This window comes from Advenella kashmirensis WT001 (genome assembly GCF_000219915.2).
GTDB lineage: Bacteria > Pseudomonadota > Gammaproteobacteria > Burkholderiales > Burkholderiaceae_B > Advenella > Advenella kashmirensis.
The window spans coordinates 911333-927064 of the sequence record NC_017964.1; the positions used below are offsets into that span (position 1 = coordinate 911333).

Consider the following 15732-nt stretch of genomic DNA (forward strand, 5'->3'; position numbering starts at 1 on the left):
CAGTTAATCAGGGTGCAGTGACAGAGCCTTAAGTGCCAGGCGCGCCACGTTCAAGTCCTGTTGTGCCTGCGCCTCGCTTGCGTCCTGTATGAACCAGACCGCAGACAGTCCGGCGAAGGCCAGCACCCAGCATAACAAGCGGTGGCGATCCAGGCTGGCCGCTTGCGATATGACTTGAACCTGGCGAGCGAAGCGAACCGGGTCGGTCACGGTGGGCAAGTCCGGGTTCACTATCAGATTCGCATAGTCAAACCCTCGTTCGCCCACTAACCCCTTGGGGTCGATAGCCAGCCAGCCACGGGCCGTAAACTCCAGAATATTGTCGTGGTGGATATCGCCATGCAGTACGGTTATCTCTTCGGGCTTGGCCAGAAGCCGCTGCGCTGCCTTTGCGCATTGTTGCAGCACCGGGTTGCTCCCGACCCCTGCGAACAGGTCAGCGAACCACAATTGTAAAGGAACCAGTTCAGGTCGGCCCGAAACGCGCCGTGCGTGGGCGTGCAGTTGTGCCACCGTGGCGCAGGCAATACGGCTGGCATTGTCGTCCTGGCCGTGCAACGCCATATGCATCAGGGATTGTTTGCCCTGAGCCCGTTCCATTACCAAGGCGTTGGCGTTACGGGCAAATACCCGGGCAGCGCCATTGCCATCCCACCATTGCAGCACTTTGCCGCCGCGTATCTCGTGCTCATCATGCGCAATTTTAAGCATTGCCATGGTATTGTTCATTTTCACAGGCAGCAGGCTACTGCCCGGGGTCACAATGGGCATGCCGTCCCGGATTAGATTCCATTTGTTCATCCACGGCGTAAACACCTCCACATCCGCATCTGTCGTCGGCTGTATGCAGGCATGTGCGCGGCGATCTTGACGCGCAGGCTCCGAGTCCGGTTTATCGTCAGTCATCGAGCCTGTCATATTTCTTCGCATTGCCTTTGCTTTTTACTACTGGATACTTTTGTGCGTTCAACTCCAGTTTTTCCTGAGCGGCCTGCAAGATGTCAATGTTCAGGACCCGGCTGATGGTAAGCAGATACAGAAACACATCGGCAATTTCATGCCTGGCAGCCAGTTGGTCCTGTGGATTCAGTGCGGCCGATTCTGCTTCAGTTTTCCATTGAAATATTTCGACCAGCTCTGCCGCTTCCACCGAAAGCGCCATGGCGATATTTTTAGGCGAATGGTATTGGTCCCAGTCGCGGGCTTTGGCAAAGGCCTCAAGCTGTTCGCAAATGGAGGTTAAGGTTGGTTTCATCATATCCGGCATGAAATAGGTTAAGGGTTGCAGCAGGCTGGCTTAGAGCAGCCTGGTATATTTCCAGGCGTTCTTCGCAATCAGGCTTGCCGCCGTTTTTTCGCATTCGTCCATGACGCAATCTACAGCGTCATTGCGCATGCTGTTATTGGTATGGCAAATGAAAATCTCGCGGAAAAACTCAAAATCGAACCGCCGCATAGCGATTGTACCGTCATGGATTTCTTCATGGGCGGCGGAGTAGGGAAGAATGGTGGCTGCCAGCCCGTTTTTGACTGCGGGAATCAGAATGGCAGAAGTACTGGCCTCTGCGATCAACTCATAAGGCAGGCGTCGCTCCAGGAAGGCATGATCGATTCGAGAGCGTAAACGGTTGGGCAAACTGTAGAATCAACGGGACATTCTTGATGTCCTCGATATTGACGCGGCGTTTTTTTATGTTTGTGTCGGCGTGCAGCAACAGCAGCAATTCCTCAACCAGAAACGGCTTGAGCACCATGCCTTTGATTTCCTGCTGGTCCGGCGTCAGGGCAAAGTCAACCCGTCCCTGGAGCACCTGACGGGTCAGATCGGCGCTGGGCAGATCGACAATCTCCAGAATTACGGAGGGGTAGCGCTGCTTGACCTGATGGATGAGCGGCAAGGCCAGCATGCGTGCCGTACTGGACGCTAACGCAATGGAGACTGTGCCGCTGACCGGGTTATCGTGCCGATGCAAAATTGCCTTGGTATTGTCAATCTGGCGCACGATGGTCTGGGCATGTTTGTAGAGCAGTGTGCCTTCCTCTGTCGGTTTTACGCCGCGTGTAGATCGTATAAACAGCGGGACGCCTAGCTCCGCTTCAAGCAGATGTATCTGCTGTGTCAGGGCAGGCTGCGCAATATGCAGCGTGGCCGCTGCCTTGGTCATATTTCCCAATTCAAAGACTTTGATGAAATAGCGCATTTGGCGTGTGTTCATGAGATCTCGTCTGTGCTTACTGGTGTTGCGTGTGAATAAGAAATATAGCAATAAGAAAAAATGATCTTACGATAAATAAACAGTATTTTGATTGGAAAATCTTATTGCATAGAATAGCATGCAAAAGGAGACAATCATGACAAGACCATTAGCCGGTTTGCGCGTCCTGGATTTGACACGTGCGCTATCCGGACCGTTTAGCACCATGACACTGGCCGATCTTGGCGCGGAAGTAATCAAGGTCGAGCCCACGCCTAATGGCGATATGATTCGCCAGTGGGGGCCGTTCGATGAGGACATCAGTGTCTATTATCTGAGCGCCAACAGAAATAAGAAGGGCATAGGCGTTGATTTTCGCAAGCCTGAAGGGCTGGCTTTTATCCGGCAGCTTGCCCTGCAGTCGGACATCGTTGTGGAAAATTTCAAGGTGGGCACCATGGCAAGTATGGGCTTGTCATATGAGTCGCTCAGCAAGGATAAGCCGTCTCTGATCATGGCTTCCATTTCAGGATTCGGCAGCACCGGCCCGGCAAAAAACTGGGCCGGCTTTGATCAGATTGCTCAAGGGTATTCCGGCTTCATGAGTCTGACAGGCACACCCGAATCGGGCCCGACACGGGTCGGTACTGCTATCGGCGACCTGACAGCCGGGATGTGGGCGGTGATCGGTGTGCTGGCGGCGGTGATTGAGATGAAATCGACCGGACAGGGCCAGCATGTGGAAACGTCGCTGCTGGCCAGCCTGCTAAGCCTGCTGTCGGTACAGGGTCAGCGCTATTTGAGTGTGGGGGAGGTGCCACAACCTTGCGGCAATGTTCATCCGGTGATCGCGCCTTATGGCACTTTTGAAACCAGCGACGGCCCGATCAATCTGGCGCCGGCCACGCAGGACATGTGGGTGCGCCTGTGTTCCGTCCTGGATCTGGATGAACTGGTTGCCGATCCGAGGTTTGTTCGAAATGCAGATCGAATGAAAAATCGCCATGCGCTCAAGGATATTCTTGAGGGCGCGCTCAAACAGCATCCGCGCATGCACTGGACGCCAATCATGATCGAGCAGGGTATTCCTGCCGGCCCGATCAATACGCTGGAAGATGTTTTCCGCGATGAGCAGGTGCTGGCATGTAATCTGGTTCAGACAGTGAAGCATGCCCGCCTGGGGCAATTGCGGCAAGTGGCCTTGCCCGTGCATATGAGCAATCACGATAGCAATAGCGTTGTTTCTTCTCCGCCGGTTTTCGGACAGGATACCCTGCGGGTAGTCACTGACATGGGGATGAACAGCGACCAGATCGAGCAATTGATTGCCGACGGCGTTTTGTACCAGGCCGACAGGCAAAATTAAAGAGGTTGTGATCATGACAGAAGACTTGCATACGCCAACCCTGCACGTCGAGGGCGCGATAGCCACGCTGCAACTGAACAAAGCCGAGCATGCCAACCGTTTGTCGCCTGCGGACCTCAAAGCGATCGAACAGCATATTGCAACCGTCAACGATAGCGAAGGCGTGCTGGTGCTGCGCCTGATTGCATCAGGAAAGTATTTCTGCAGCGGCTATGACATCTCTTCGCTGGCTAGCGAAGAAGCACCCAGCTCACTGTATTTCGGTGAAGTGGTCGATGCCTTAGAGCAGTGTCGTGCAATTACTATTGCCGTCATCCAGGGCGGCGTATATGGCGGTGGTACAGATCTGTGCCTGGCCTGTGATTTTCGGCTGGGTACAGACCGCGTCAATATGTTTATGCCGGCTGTGAAATTCGGCCTGCATTTTTACCCAGGCGGCATGCAGCGCTATATTTCGCGCCTGGGTCTGAATAATGCGAAGTACCTGTTTTTGACGGCGGAGAAAGTCGATGCAGCCCGAATGCTGGATATGGGGTTTCTGACCGAGCTGGTGCCGGCACAGCGCCTGCAGTTGCGTACCGATGAGCTTTCGTCCCATCTTGCTGCCATGGCGCCGCAAGCCCTGCTGGGAATCAAGAAGCACTTGAATCTGATCGCCCGACAGGAGATAAGAACAGAGGAGATTATCCAGGCCGTATTGCGCTCCGAAAGTTCGCAGGATATGAAAGAGGGCGCCGCGGCCTGGAGGGCGCAGCGTTCCCCCGTATTTACCGGGCGTTAAACGACCATAAAGTAGCAATAACAAAGAAGTACCAACAGATAAGCGCAAAAAACATAAGCGCTAAAAAGCAATTACAACGAAGGTCAAACCCTATCAGGAGACAAACATGATTGGAAAAAAAGCGATTTGGATGGCGGGAGCCTTGCTGGCTGTGACCACAACTGTCCATGCGGCAGGATACCCTGACAAGCCAATTTCACTTGCTATCGGATTTCCGCCAGGTGGCGGTGCCGACAACGTAGCGCGAGTCTATGCAGACCATCTGGCAAAAACCCTGAAGCAGCCGGTCATTGTCGAGAACAGGCCGGGTGCTGGTTCCACTATCGCAGCAGCCCATGTAGCAAGGGCCAAGCCAGACGGTTATACGATTTTCATGGGTAATTCAAGTGTCATGGGGAGCGACAACGTTCTGTATAAAGTGGCTTATACTCCGGATAGTTTCATTCCTGTCAGCCGGCTTACCACATCACCCATGATTCTTATTGCCAGCAAGAAGTCTGGCATAGGTAGTGTTCAGGATTTGCTGGAAAGGTCGCAGAAAGAGCCGGGCAAGCTGACCTTTGCCTCCTCTGGTAACGGTGTTATAACCCATCTGGCAGGCGTTGAGTTTCTAAGGCTGTCGGGCCGCAAGCTGCTGCATGTGCCATTCAAGGGAGGCGCGCCGGCGACTCAGTCGGTGGCGGCAGGAGATACTGACATATCGTTTGCGACGGCGCCATCGGCAAAGGCGATGATCGATACCGGCAAAGTGAAAGGGCTGGCAATTACTTCCAAAACGCCTCCAGCGTGATCAGTCAATATAAACCCATTGACCAGTCCGGGCTAAAGGGATATGACATCACCAACTGGTGGGGTATTTTCGTTCCGGCTGGCACACCCAAGTCCGTTATTGATACGTTGTTTACGGCTACCGGCAAAGTCCTGGCGGAGCCGGCTGTCAAAAAGAACTTGACGGCAAACTTTGAAGAGGTTAATCCCTCTGCCAGCCAGCAAGAGTTTGTGCAGTTTGCGCGCACCGAAGGCAAGCTTGGCCTGGATCTGGCCAGAGAGAGTCTGCAAACAAAGAACTGAGGACAAGGCGGGGTCTGCCTCGCAGGCAGGGCCCGCTAGCGGCTACGACCTTTTCATTAATCCATGGGTATGCAAAAATAAATAATTAATAGATTATTTCGTAATCAATTGGCTATTTTTAAATGTTGTTTACAATATGTCCGATTAAGTTTGTTACGGCCAGAGAGATTGAAATGCCGGCGCTGTCGTGCCTGATTACGCGTTTGTCAACGTGAGCGTCAGGCTTGGGTTCAACCCAAGCAGCGCTGCTTGCGGTCAGTATATGTGGATCTTGCCGATAGCAATCATATGCCGCATTTATGACCGCTGTCATTGAGCGCAGCAGATTGGTTCCCAGACGGCGTTATTGCTGAGCCTAAAACCCCGGCAATCGATCCGGCCCGAAGTCCAAAGGAGCTGTAGTAATCCGGTGCAGGCGGCATGGTGTTCGAGAAGCGCCTGAAAAGATCACGATCGAAATAGGTGGCCTTATCGAAGTATCGACCAGTACTCACGCTGCGGGTCTCTACGGTGGCCCTTTTGTTTTTAATCGACACTGGTGCGGTAAGGCATAACGTTTTTTCCAGGCAAGTGGGCTATGACAAATACAAAGACGAATACTCAGCCTGACCTTGTCAGAAGGAAACGGGATAGTCGTGCAGGCTGGATGGTACTTATCCTGACGCTGACCATTCAGGCGCTGGCGACCATGGTATTGTTGGTTCCGCCGGTAATGGCGCCGGTGCTCTCCGCCCAGTTGGGCGTGCCTGCCGGCTATATCGGTTTTTATATTGCCGTGGCTTATCTGTCTGCGATGTTAAGCAGCCTGAGCGCGGGCGCGATGCTGACCATGGTCGGGCCGATCCGCCTGAGTGCCTTGTGTCTGTTGTCGTCCGCCGTCGGTTTGACCCTGTTCGTGATGGCGCCGTCTGTGTGGACGCTCGCGCTGGCCGGCATATTCATCGGTCTCGGATATGGTCCGGTGACCCCGTGCAGTTCGCAGATACTGATTAAAAACACGCCCATGCACCGGCTGAGCCTGATTTTCTCTATTAAGCAAACCGGTGTGCCGCTTGGTGGGGTGCTGGCCGCCATGATCATGCCCAGCCTGGAGCAAATGGCCGGGTGGCGCAGCGCCCTGGGCGTTGTCTGTGTGGTGCTGTTCATTTGCGCAGTGGTCTCGCTTTTTGCTCCGCGCTCCTGGGAGCCCGAGGCGACCGGAGCCAGAAAGTCATTCAAAGATGAGTTCTTTGGTGCGCTGGGAACGATTTATCGTATTCCTGTGCTGCGCACACTCGCGGTCTGTTCCTTTTGCTTTTCTGTATGCCAACTCACGTTAATGACATATGCCATTACCTTCCTGCATAACGAGGTCAGTATGTCGCTGGTTCTCGCGGGGGTTTTTCTGTCCGTGTCTCAGGCGGCAGGCGTGGTCGGACGGATTTTGTGGGGCTACCTGGCTGATAATTTCTTTTCCACCTGGAGCATGTTGCTGATGCTGGCTGCCGGCATGCTCTTGTCTGCCGTTGGCGTCTTTTATATTGACGCCGATTCAAGTGAGTGGTGGATCATCTTTGTTTTTGCTGTTTTCGGAGCCACTGCCATTGGCTGGAACGGCGTGTATCTGGCTGAAGTAGCCAGGCGTGCGCCGGAGGGGAAATCAGGTTCGGTCACCGGCGCTACATTGGCCGTTACCTATTTGGGCGTCGTATTAGGGCCGCCGGTCATCGGCCTCATATCACAGGCGGCAGGCGGCTTCGGCTACGGCTTTCTGGCGTTGCTATTGCCCACGATTGCTTCAATCATCTTGCTGGGCCGGACCAAAAGACATTTTCGGGGGGAGTAGAGGCAAGGCAGGTGCTGCCTGGCTGTGCCGCGGAGCCAGACCCTTGACCTTTGCTGCTATTGACAAGCCCTGGCTGCTGCGCGCTCAAAAAATCATGGAAGCGGGTCACCAGTAGCTCGCAGGCAGGCATTTCCCTGAAACACTTTTGTGGTGGTTTTTAGGGTAAACCACAATTTAAAGATGTCAGATAACATACAACAATAAGGCTCATAAATAAACGCTGTATTTCAGTTGGAATCTTCGTGCAAGAGACAAAACCCTTTAAACGCCTATTGTTAACCGGTGCTGCCGGCGGACTGGGCACCGTGCTGCGCCAAACCCTGAAACCCTTTGCCGATATATTGAGGCTGTCTGACATCATTGCTCCTGCTGAAAAACTGCAGTCGGAAACCGGTGAAGAGCTCATTCTTTGCAATCTGGCCGACAAGGCATCGGTAGCGCAATTGGTGGCCGGTTGCGATGCCATCGTACATCTGGGTGGAGTATCGGTTGAGCGCCCATTTGAGGAAATCCTTGAGGCAAATATCAAGGGTGTGTTCCATATCTATGAGGGCGCGCGACTGCATGGTGTCAAACGGGTGGTTTTCGCCAGTTCGAACCATGCAATCGGCTTTTACCGGCAGGATGAAATTATTGACGCCGGTGTGCCGCGCCGACCCGATGGTTATTATGGTCTGTCTAAAGCCTATGGCGAAGAAATGGCCAGTTTCTATTTCGATCGTTATGGCATTGAAACGGTCAGCATCCGTATCGGATCCTGCTTTCCGGTTGCGAAAGACCGGCGCATGATGCACACCTGGATCAGTGCCCGCGATTTGACCGAACTCATTCGTTGTGCGCTGGTAACTGAGGGAGTGGGGCATACGATTGTGTATGGCATGTCTGATAACAAACAGGTGTGGTGGGATAACCACCTTGCCGCCAGGCTGAACTTCGTGGCGCAGGACTCATCTGAAATATTTCGCGAGCAGGTGGAGCGCCAGCCCATGCCTGCGGCCGATGACCCTGTGGCTATCTACCAGGGGGGCGCGTTCACCGCCCAGGGCCCGTTCGAGTAAAGTAAATGACTGCAGGACTATATAAAACCGGCCAACCTGGATGGGAGATATAAGTGCAGTATGATTTTAATTTCGCGGGTCTGCTTCCTTACTGGAATACGTTTCTTGAAGGCGCATTACTGACGCTGGAACTGACCCTGGCCTCGACAGTGTTGGGCCTGGCTATCGGTATTTTTTGTTCGATCGGCAGTCGCAGCCGGTACCGCTGGGTAAACCGCGCTTGCGCTGTCTACGTTGAGACGATTCGCAACACACCATTTCTGGTGCAAATATTTATCTTCTACTTTGGGTTATCCAGTATTGGGCTGCAGATGCCGGCTGCGGTGGCCGCAGTCATAGCCATGGTCATCAATGTAGGCGCCTATTCTTCAGAGATTATCCGCGCCGGCATGGACGCCATCCCCAAGGGGCAGATTGAGGCCGCAGAATGTCTTGGGCTGTCCCGACCGCGCATCTATTGGCACGTTATTATGCTGCCGGCCTTCGAGAAAGTGTATCCGGCCATTACCAGTCAGTTCATTCTGATGATGCTGATGTCGTCCATCACTTCACAGATCTCCACCGAGGAGCTTACTGCCGTAGCCAATAATGTGCAATCGGAAACGTTTCTCTCGCTGGAGTCTTACATCGTGGTTGCCGCCCTTTACTTGCTGCTGGCAATCGTGTTGCGGCTGCTTTTCTGGCTGGCCGGGCAACTGCTGTTTCGGCGCCAGCGGGTTATCGCCCAGGCGCAGCGCCGTTCGCTATCTTTGGGTACGGCAGCGGCCGGCAAGCGCAAAACGGTGTCGCGCAAGCTGCCGGCCGTTACGATCAGAGGGTAACTCATGGATTCATTTTCTTCTGTACAGCTAATGTATCTGCTCAAGGGTGTGGGCTGGACGCTGGTGTTGTCGCTGATTTCATTTGCGCTTGGCTCCCTGGCAGGATTTGCAGTGATGCTGGCGCGCGTCTCTGTGCATAAATCAATCCGGGTGATCACATCTGCCTATATCCAGATGATTCAGGGCATTCCCTTGCTGGTCCTGCTCTTTATTGTTTATTTCGGGGTTGGCATTTTCGGCATCAACGTTGCGCCACTGGTGGCGTCGGCCCTTGCGTTGATGGTTCATGTGAGCGCATTCCTGGGTGAGATCTGGCGCGGCAGCGTACAGGCCATAGAGAAAACCCAATGGGAAGCATCAGAGTGCCTGGGCCTGTCGCGCTGGCAATCGCTAATGCTGGTGATTATTCCGCAGGCATTGCGTATGTCATTGCCGCCGTCGGTAGGCTATTTGGTGCAGGTTATCAAATTGACATCACTCGCATCGGTTGTCGGTTTCGTGGAGCTGACGCGTGCCGGCCAGATCATCAACAACTCGCTGTTCCAGCCATTTCTGGTTTTCGTGCTGGTGGGCGCCTTTTATTTTGTGCTCTGTTATCCATTGTCGTTATGGAGCAGGGCCATGGAGAGAAAACTCAATGTCGGCAATCGTTAATGTACGGGATGTACACAAGAAGTTCGGAGAGAATGAGGTGCTCAGGGGCGTGTCGTTTGAGATCGAACGAGGCCAGGTAGTAGCGATCATCGGGCAGAGCGGATCAGGAAAGAGTACGGCGCTGCGCTGTATGGATCATCTGGAAACCATCAACAGCGGCTCCATTTCGGTCTGTGGCCATGAACTTGGTACGGGTACGGTCAATTTGCGTGAACTGCGCAAGGATGTGGGCATCGTATTCCAGAGCTACAACCTGTTTCCGCATCTGACTGTCCTGCAAAACATCATGCTGGCATTAAAGCATGTACGCAAGCTATCGCGCGAAGAGTGTAGTCGCAAGGCGCAGTACGTGCTTGAGAAAGTGGGCCTGGCTGAAAAAGCGGAAAGCTATCCGGAACAGCTATCGGGCGGACAGCAGCAGCGGGTGGCGATTGCCAGGTCACTGGCAATGGAACCCAAAGTCATGCTGTTTGACGAAGTGACTTCCGCGCTGGATCCGCAATTGACCGGTGAAGTGCTCCGGGTAATTGAAGATCTGGCCAAAGGCGGGATGACCATGGTGCTGGTTACTCATGAAATGTCGTTCGCACGCAGAATTGCCGACAAGGTGATTTACATGTATCAGGGCATGGTGTGGGAAACCGGCGGTCCGGAAATCCTGACCAATCCACAAACCCGCGAGTTGCAGGAGTTTATCGGCACCGGGTTATAGCAGTTAAAGCAGTTAATCGCAGCTCACTATATTTATAAAAGGTACGACGACAAATGAAATTAATACAGACAGTGAAAACGATCGGTCTCGGTCTGGGCCTGATGGGTGTTTGCGCGACAAGCCATGCCGGCGCCTGGATACCATCAAGAAAGAGGGCACGATCCGCGTGGCCGTTGCCATGGGCATTCCCATGTTCAGTTATGCCAATGCCAATATGGAGCCCGAAGGCTCGGATGTGGACACTGCCAAACTGCTGGCCCAGGATCTGGGCGTTAAACTGGAACTGGTTCAGATCACCAATGCGGCGCGGGTTCCCAGCATTCAAACCGGCAAGGCAGACCTGACGGTCTCGAGCCTGTCGATCACGCCGGAACGCGCCAAAGTGGTGGATTTCACGGTCCCGTATGCTTCGCTGCAAACCATTGTCGCTGCGCCCAAGGATGTGCAGATCAAGAGCTATGCAGACCTCAAGGGCCTGCGCCTGGGCGTGACGCGCGCCACGGTGAATGATGCCGATGTGACCAAGAATGCGAAAGACGCCAATATTCGCCGTTTTGAGGACGACGCTACACTGGTGACTGCCGGCGTATCGGGACAGGTTCAGGCCGTCTCTTCCCAATGGCCTATTGTGGCGGAAATAAACAAGAAGCAGACCAGCAATCCCTTTGAGACCAAATTTGTCCAGCATGAATTCATGCTGGGCATTGCCATGCCGAAAAATAATCCAGAACTTAAGGCATGGCTGGACAAGTGGATTCTTGAAAATCTGAAAAACGGCAAGCTGAACAATATTTATAAAAAATATCACGGCAATGCGCTTTCACCGAAAGTGGTCAATCAGCAGTCTTGAAATCAATGAGCGTCCTGGCACTGCATTGATGAGTGCCAGGATGCCGTGATCAGTCAGCTTTCAGATCCTGAAGTATCTTCTGCGCGACGTCTATCCTTATGGTTCCCAGAGCGATCAGGGCATTGGCCACCTGATCAATTTGCTGTCCAACAGCACCGGCCATCATGGCAACATTTTGAGCATGCAAGGCCATATGTCCCTTTTGGATGCCCGTTGTTGCCAGTGCTTTTAATGCCGCAAAATTTTGTGCCAATCCAGTGGCGGCAATAATACGCGCCAATTGGTTTGCACTTGTTACACCCAGTATTTGTAAATTGGCTTTTGCCATAGGATGAAGTTTGGTCGCCCCGCCAACCAGGCCTACAGCCATTGGCATTTCAATGCTGCCAACCAGATCTCCGTTCTGGTCGATTTCCCAATGTGTCAGGCTGCCGTAATGCCCGTTACGTGCGGCATAAGCGTGAGCGCCGGCTTCCACCGCGCGCGTGTCATTGCCAGTTGCCAGGACGACGGCCGATACGCCGTTCATGATGCCCTTGTTATGGGTTGCTGCGCGATAAGGATCAGATTGGGCAAAATGATAGGCGCTCATCATGCCGTCGCGTATTGCTTGCCCACCAATCGCATCGCACGTCCATGTTGCACGCGCCCGGGCCAGCCGTCTGTCAGCAAGATTGGACAGAATTCTCAGATACACTTTGCCACCTGTCCACTGTTCAATCAGCGGCGCCAGTTTCTCTGCCATGGTATTGACTGCGTTTGCTCCCATGGCGTCACGCGTGTCGACGATCAGATGGGTAATGACCATGGGCCCCATGCCCGAATCAATGACTCGCACTTCGATATCCTGCAGACCGCCGCCCAGTGAAAGCAGAATGGGATCGCATTCGTCACATAGCTTTTTTATCTGCGCTTTCTGTTCCAGAATGGCGATTCTGCAGAATTGCGGATTTGTGATATTAACCAATTGAATTTGGGCAATCATCTGTGAGCCAGACATGGACGTGGTGAATCCGCCGCTGTCATAACACTGTCTTGCCGCATTGCAAACCGCGGCAACCACCGAGGATTCTTCTGTCGCCATCGGTACCAGGACATCGTGAGCATCGACTTTCATGTTCGTGGCAATACCCACCGGAATATTCATGGTGGTAATGACATTTTCAATGAGATGATCGGCTGTGTCCGCGGGCAAATTGCCCGTGTTGAGCATGGCCAGGACCGTTTCCGGTTCCAGATTGCACCGTTCTTTCAAAATATCCAGGCGACCCTGTATTCCCAGTTTGTGAAAGCCGGCAATTCGAGAGCTGAGTTCAGGCATGGTGTTTCGTTCCGTGTGAAAAATAAAAGATCAACGTCTGTCCATCAAGGATGGAAGCCAGGTAACAAGATCCGGGAAGGCTGCGCAAAATATTAGCGCGCATATTTGCAATATCATGAACGGCACAACGCCCTTGTATACCGTGCCCATGCCCAGGTGCGCAGGCAATGGCCCCTTTATGTAAAACAGGGTGTAGCCGAAAGGAGGGCTGATATAGCCTGTTTGTATCGTGATGGCATACAGGACGCCAAACCAGATTTCATCAAAGCCGAGTAATTTGACGATGGGCAAAAAGACCGGCACGGTAAGCAGGATGATGCCGATTTCGTCCAGGACAGTTCCCAGAAAGATCAGAATCAGCATCATTGCCGCCAATATGACGTAAGGATGCACCTGCATGTCGCGGATCAGGTTCAGGAGGGTATCAGCGCCGCCCAGGCCTGTAAAGACAGAGACATAGCTTTTGCACCAATGGTGATCCACAGAATCATTGTGGTGGCTTTCGCGGTTTCGAATGTAGCGTGACGAATGCCGGAATAGTTCAGTTTGCGTTTGAGCATTCCAATGATGAAGGCACCCGCAACGCCCACGGCGGCCGCTTCGGTCGGTGTGGCGATGCCAAAAAATATTGAGCCCAGTATCAATATGACAAGAATAATGGGAAAAATAACGCCTTTTATACTGCGCAGTTTGGTCGCGAAGGGAACGCGCTCGCGTCGGGATTGGGGAACGCGTTCAGGATGCGCATAGGAAACGTAAAGAATGTACAGGATGTAGAAAACAGCGAGAATCAGTCCTGGCACGATGCCGGCAATGAGCATCTTGCCGATCGAGACCTGGGCTGTCACCGCATAGACAATGGTCAGGATAGACGGTGGAATGAGGATGCCGAGTGTGCCGGACGCGCATATTGTGCCGGTAACCAGTTTCGGATCATATCCCCGCTTGAGCATTTCGGGCATGGCCAGCAGTCCCATTGCGGTGACTGCAGCGCCGACAACCCTGTCATCGCAGCCATCAGCACACAGATAAGCACAGTGCCAATGGCTAGTCCGCCCCGCAAGCGCCCGAACCAGATCTCCATAACGCCGTACAGTTCTTCAATAACCCCGGTGCGCTGTAAAATGGCCGCCATGAAGATATACAGCGGGATGCCCAACAGCGCTTCGGAGCGCATGGTGTCGAAAATCTGCAGTACCATGATCACCACGGCATTCGCATCCCAAAGGGTTACCGTAATGAGCAGCGATAAGCCGCCAAGCACGAACGCAATGGGCAGGCCGGTCAGCATGAACAGCGTTAATCCGGCAAACATGATGACCAGAATAATGTTCGCGCTCATGATTGTTGATCCTGTTCTTTGTACAGAACATTGAGCATTTCCGCAAAACTCTGAAGTCCCAGTAATAAAACCGATATGGGTATGGCAAACTTGACTGGCCAGATTGGCGGATTCCAGGCGGAGAACGATGTTTCCTTATACTCCCATGCCTGCATCGCGGGTGCGAATGAATAGGAAAACATGATGATGCTGAACACAATAATGATCACGAAACTGAATACGTCGAGCAGTCGCTGATTTCGTGGCGACAATTTGTGCTTGAGCAAATCAAGGTTGACATGACCACGCATATGCAGCAAATAGGCCCCGCCAAGCAGAAAGTAGGGACCAAACAACAGCGTTGCCAGTTCCATGCCCCAGGTTGTAGGGGCATGAAATACATATCTGCTGATCACTTCGTACAACATCGAAAATACGATGACGAAAATAATCGCCGATGCAATATTGAAGAAGAATTTATTAATGCGGGTAATACCCAGGATATAGGCGGACACAAAAGCAGGCATGGGATAAATCCAAAAAACAATGATGCAGATAGCGTTTATTTCAATTGAATGCTCAGGACAGCAGCCCGAGATCTTTCATAAATGCAATTTGGCTGTCCATCATTTTTTTGGCCAGCGGGTTGCCTTTGGTCGCCGATTCCCCCGCTTTTGTCGCTTGCACCCGACCTTGCGCCAGTTCATCTGCACTCAGCGTAGTCACTTCTACGCCCTTGCCCTGGAATGCTTTCAATGCCAGAGTGTCAGCCACAAGAATATGCTGACGCAACGCGCCGGAAATTTCCCGGGCTGCGGACGCCAGAGCCGCTTTATGGGGTGCCGATAATTTTTCATACGCAGCGCGATTGGCTACATAACTTGTTGCCGTGGTAGGCTGATGCGGGCCCGGCATAATGATGTACTTGGCTACTTCGGCCAGGCCGGCTTCAAGGTTGGCTGTCAAATCGCCTCGGTCGGCAAAATCGATCACACCCTTGTCCAGAGCTGAATAGACTTCGTTCGTTGCAAGGGTAGTGACTGACACGCCAAGGCGCCCATGACCGTGGAGGCCAGTCCGACAAAGCGTCCCTTTTTGTTTTTCAGATCGGCGAGCGATTTGATGGGAACGCGAGAATGTATGGGTTCTGGCCCATAAACAGTGGGGGCGACATAATACAAGCCCGCAGGCATATAGCTTCTCGCGCCAGGGCCAGTCCGTCTTTTTCGTAGAACCAGGCTTCGTACTGATCTGGTTCGGGAAAGCCAAAAGGCACGGTGCTGGTAAACGCCAGGCCAGGAATTTTTCCTGCTTCATAGCCATCGAATGTTTTCATCATCTGGAAGGCGCCGCCGCGCACTGCATCAAATGCCTGGTTGGCCGGCACAAGCTGGCCCGCTGAATATAGTTGAATCTGGAATTTGTTGTCAGTTAGTTCTGCCACACGCTTGACGAACAGCTCTTCAAATTTTTGCGGCGTGGTACCACCGTCCCACAACGATTGCATTTTCCACTTCACGACTTCCTGGGCCCGTGCTACGGCAGGCACACCCAGGACTCCGATGCCTGCAACGGTTCCCGAGGCCAGTGTTTTAAGCAGATCGCGACGTAAGATTTTCATTCATGTCTCCTTGATTTTTTAGGATATATAGGTACAGTAGTGGGTACGGTTAAAATATATATTGTTATTCCATTGTTCGCTATGATGCAAAGTTATGTGAAATTAAACAAGGTACGGTTGATCCTAAATATGTGGA

Annotated in this window: 19 protein-coding genes and 1 pseudogene; 10 read left to right on the forward strand and 10 right to left on the reverse strand. The window is 52.9% G+C overall.

Features of this window, described 5'->3' with window-relative positions:
- Nucleotides 1–3: 3 nt before the first annotated feature.
- From TKWG_RS04275 to TKWG_RS25770, 4 genes are read right to left on the reverse strand one after another with little or no spacing between them, the layout of a single operon-like run.
- Nucleotides 4–906: an aminoglycoside phosphotransferase family protein gene (locus TKWG_RS04275; RefSeq protein ID WP_014749644.1), complete on the reverse strand. Its 903-nt coding sequence runs from the start codon at nucleotides 904–906 to the stop codon at nucleotides 4–6.
- Entirely contained in the window at nucleotides 899–1258 is a 360-nt protein-coding gene (locus TKWG_RS04280) for a nucleotide pyrophosphohydrolase (RefSeq protein WP_041709850.1), read from the reverse strand. Before TKWG_RS04280 ends, TKWG_RS04275 begins: the two co-directional genes overlap by 8 nt.
- A gap of 39 nt (nucleotides 1259–1297) precedes the next feature.
- Complete coding sequence (locus tag TKWG_RS25765) at nucleotides 1298–1636, reverse strand: LysR substrate-binding domain-containing protein (RefSeq protein ID WP_081489213.1); 339 nt, start codon at nucleotides 1634–1636, stop codon at nucleotides 1298–1300.
- On the reverse strand, nucleotides 1575–2216 hold the full coding sequence (locus TKWG_RS25770) for a LysR family transcriptional regulator (protein WP_081489214.1): 642 nt from the start codon (nucleotides 2214–2216) through the stop codon (nucleotides 1575–1577). Before TKWG_RS25770 ends, TKWG_RS25765 begins: the two co-directional genes overlap by 62 nt.
- A 136-nt stretch (nucleotides 2217–2352) precedes the next feature.
- On the opposite strand from TKWG_RS25770, the gene TKWG_RS04290 reads away from it, so the two are divergent.
- The 10 genes from TKWG_RS04290 to TKWG_RS04335 all read left to right on the forward strand — a co-directional run bounded on the left by TKWG_RS04290 (nucleotide 2353) and on the right by TKWG_RS04335 (nucleotide 11333).
- Nucleotides 2353–3561: a CaiB/BaiF CoA transferase family protein gene (locus TKWG_RS04290; protein ID WP_014749648.1), complete on the forward strand. Its 1209-nt coding sequence runs from the start codon at nucleotides 2353–2355 to the stop codon at nucleotides 3559–3561.
- A gap of 13 nt (nucleotides 3562–3574) precedes the next feature.
- Complete coding sequence (locus tag TKWG_RS04295) at nucleotides 3575–4342, forward strand: enoyl-CoA hydratase/isomerase family protein (RefSeq protein WP_014749649.1); 768 nt, start codon at nucleotides 3575–3577, stop codon at nucleotides 4340–4342.
- Between the two features lie 106 nt (nucleotides 4343–4448).
- Nucleotides 4449–5132: a Bug family tripartite tricarboxylate transporter substrate binding protein gene (locus TKWG_RS04300; RefSeq protein ID WP_085946349.1), complete on the forward strand. Its 684-nt coding sequence runs from the start codon at nucleotides 4449–4451 to the stop codon at nucleotides 5130–5132.
- Nucleotides 5129–5413, forward strand: a complete 285-nt coding sequence (locus TKWG_RS22930) for a tripartite tricarboxylate transporter substrate-binding protein (protein ID WP_171815119.1) — start codon at nucleotides 5129–5131, stop codon at nucleotides 5411–5413. Before TKWG_RS04300 ends, TKWG_RS22930 begins: the two co-directional genes overlap by 4 nt.
- A 577-nt stretch (nucleotides 5414–5990) precedes the next feature.
- Nucleotides 5991–7238, forward strand: a complete 1248-nt coding sequence (locus tag TKWG_RS04310) for an MFS transporter (RefSeq protein ID WP_081489215.1) — start codon at nucleotides 5991–5993, stop codon at nucleotides 7236–7238.
- Nucleotides 7239–7480: 242 nt separating this feature from the next.
- Nucleotides 7481–8296 carry an NAD-dependent epimerase/dehydratase family protein gene (locus TKWG_RS04315; RefSeq protein WP_041709029.1) on the forward strand — a complete coding sequence of 272 codons (816 nt, stop codon included), beginning with the start codon at nucleotides 7481–7483 and terminating at the stop codon, nucleotides 8294–8296.
- A gap of 53 nt (nucleotides 8297–8349) precedes the next feature.
- Nucleotides 8350–9117 carry an amino acid ABC transporter permease gene (locus TKWG_RS04320; RefSeq protein WP_014749652.1) on the forward strand — a complete coding sequence of 256 codons (768 nt, stop codon included), beginning with the start codon at nucleotides 8350–8352 and terminating at the stop codon, nucleotides 9115–9117.
- A 3-nt stretch (nucleotides 9118–9120) separates the two neighbouring features.
- Nucleotides 9121–9771: an amino acid ABC transporter permease gene (locus TKWG_RS04325; protein WP_041709034.1), complete on the forward strand. Its 651-nt coding sequence runs from the start codon at nucleotides 9121–9123 to the stop codon at nucleotides 9769–9771.
- Nucleotides 9755–10483, forward strand: coding sequence for an amino acid ABC transporter ATP-binding protein (locus TKWG_RS04330; protein ID WP_014749654.1), 729 nt, complete (start codon nucleotides 9755–9757; stop codon nucleotides 10481–10483). The genes TKWG_RS04325 and TKWG_RS04330 overlap by 17 nt, the downstream gene beginning before the upstream one ends.
- A gap of 109 nt (nucleotides 10484–10592) precedes the next feature.
- Nucleotides 10593–11333 (forward strand): transporter substrate-binding domain-containing protein, encoded by a 741-nt coding sequence (locus tag TKWG_RS04335; RefSeq protein WP_014749655.1) that lies wholly within the window; start codon nucleotides 10593–10595, stop codon nucleotides 11331–11333.
- 49 nt (nucleotides 11334–11382) lie between these two features.
- Here the strand turns inward: TKWG_RS04335 and TKWG_RS04340 are convergent, their stop codons facing one another.
- From TKWG_RS04340 to TKWG_RS24535, 6 genes and pseudogenes are all read right to left on the reverse strand, one after another.
- On the reverse strand, nucleotides 11383–12654 hold the full coding sequence (locus TKWG_RS04340) for a hydroxymethylglutaryl-CoA reductase, degradative (RefSeq protein ID WP_014749656.1): 1272 nt from the start codon (nucleotides 12652–12654) through the stop codon (nucleotides 11383–11385).
- Nucleotides 12655–12684: 30 nt separating this feature from the next.
- A pseudogene (locus TKWG_RS26865) lies at nucleotides 12685–13631 on the reverse strand (TRAP transporter large permease).
- Entirely contained in the window at nucleotides 13517–13996 is a 480-nt protein-coding gene (locus tag TKWG_RS25780; protein WP_264300273.1) for a TRAP transporter large permease subunit, read from the reverse strand. The pseudogene TKWG_RS26865 and the gene TKWG_RS25780 overlap by 115 nt, the downstream one beginning before the upstream one ends.
- On the reverse strand, nucleotides 13993–14502 hold the full coding sequence (locus tag TKWG_RS04350; protein WP_014749657.1) for a TRAP transporter small permease subunit: 510 nt from the start codon (nucleotides 14500–14502) through the stop codon (nucleotides 13993–13995). Before TKWG_RS04350 ends, TKWG_RS25780 begins: the two co-directional genes overlap by 4 nt.
- Nucleotides 14503–14554: 52 nt before the next feature.
- Nucleotides 14555–15022: a type 2 periplasmic-binding domain-containing protein gene (locus tag TKWG_RS24530; protein WP_238534311.1), complete on the reverse strand. Its 468-nt coding sequence runs from the start codon at nucleotides 15020–15022 to the stop codon at nucleotides 14555–14557.
- Between the two features lie 55 nt (nucleotides 15023–15077).
- On the reverse strand, nucleotides 15078–15596 hold the full coding sequence (locus TKWG_RS24535; RefSeq protein ID WP_238534312.1) for a type 2 periplasmic-binding domain-containing protein: 519 nt from the start codon (nucleotides 15594–15596) through the stop codon (nucleotides 15078–15080).
- Nucleotides 15597–15732 lie beyond the last annotated feature (136 nt).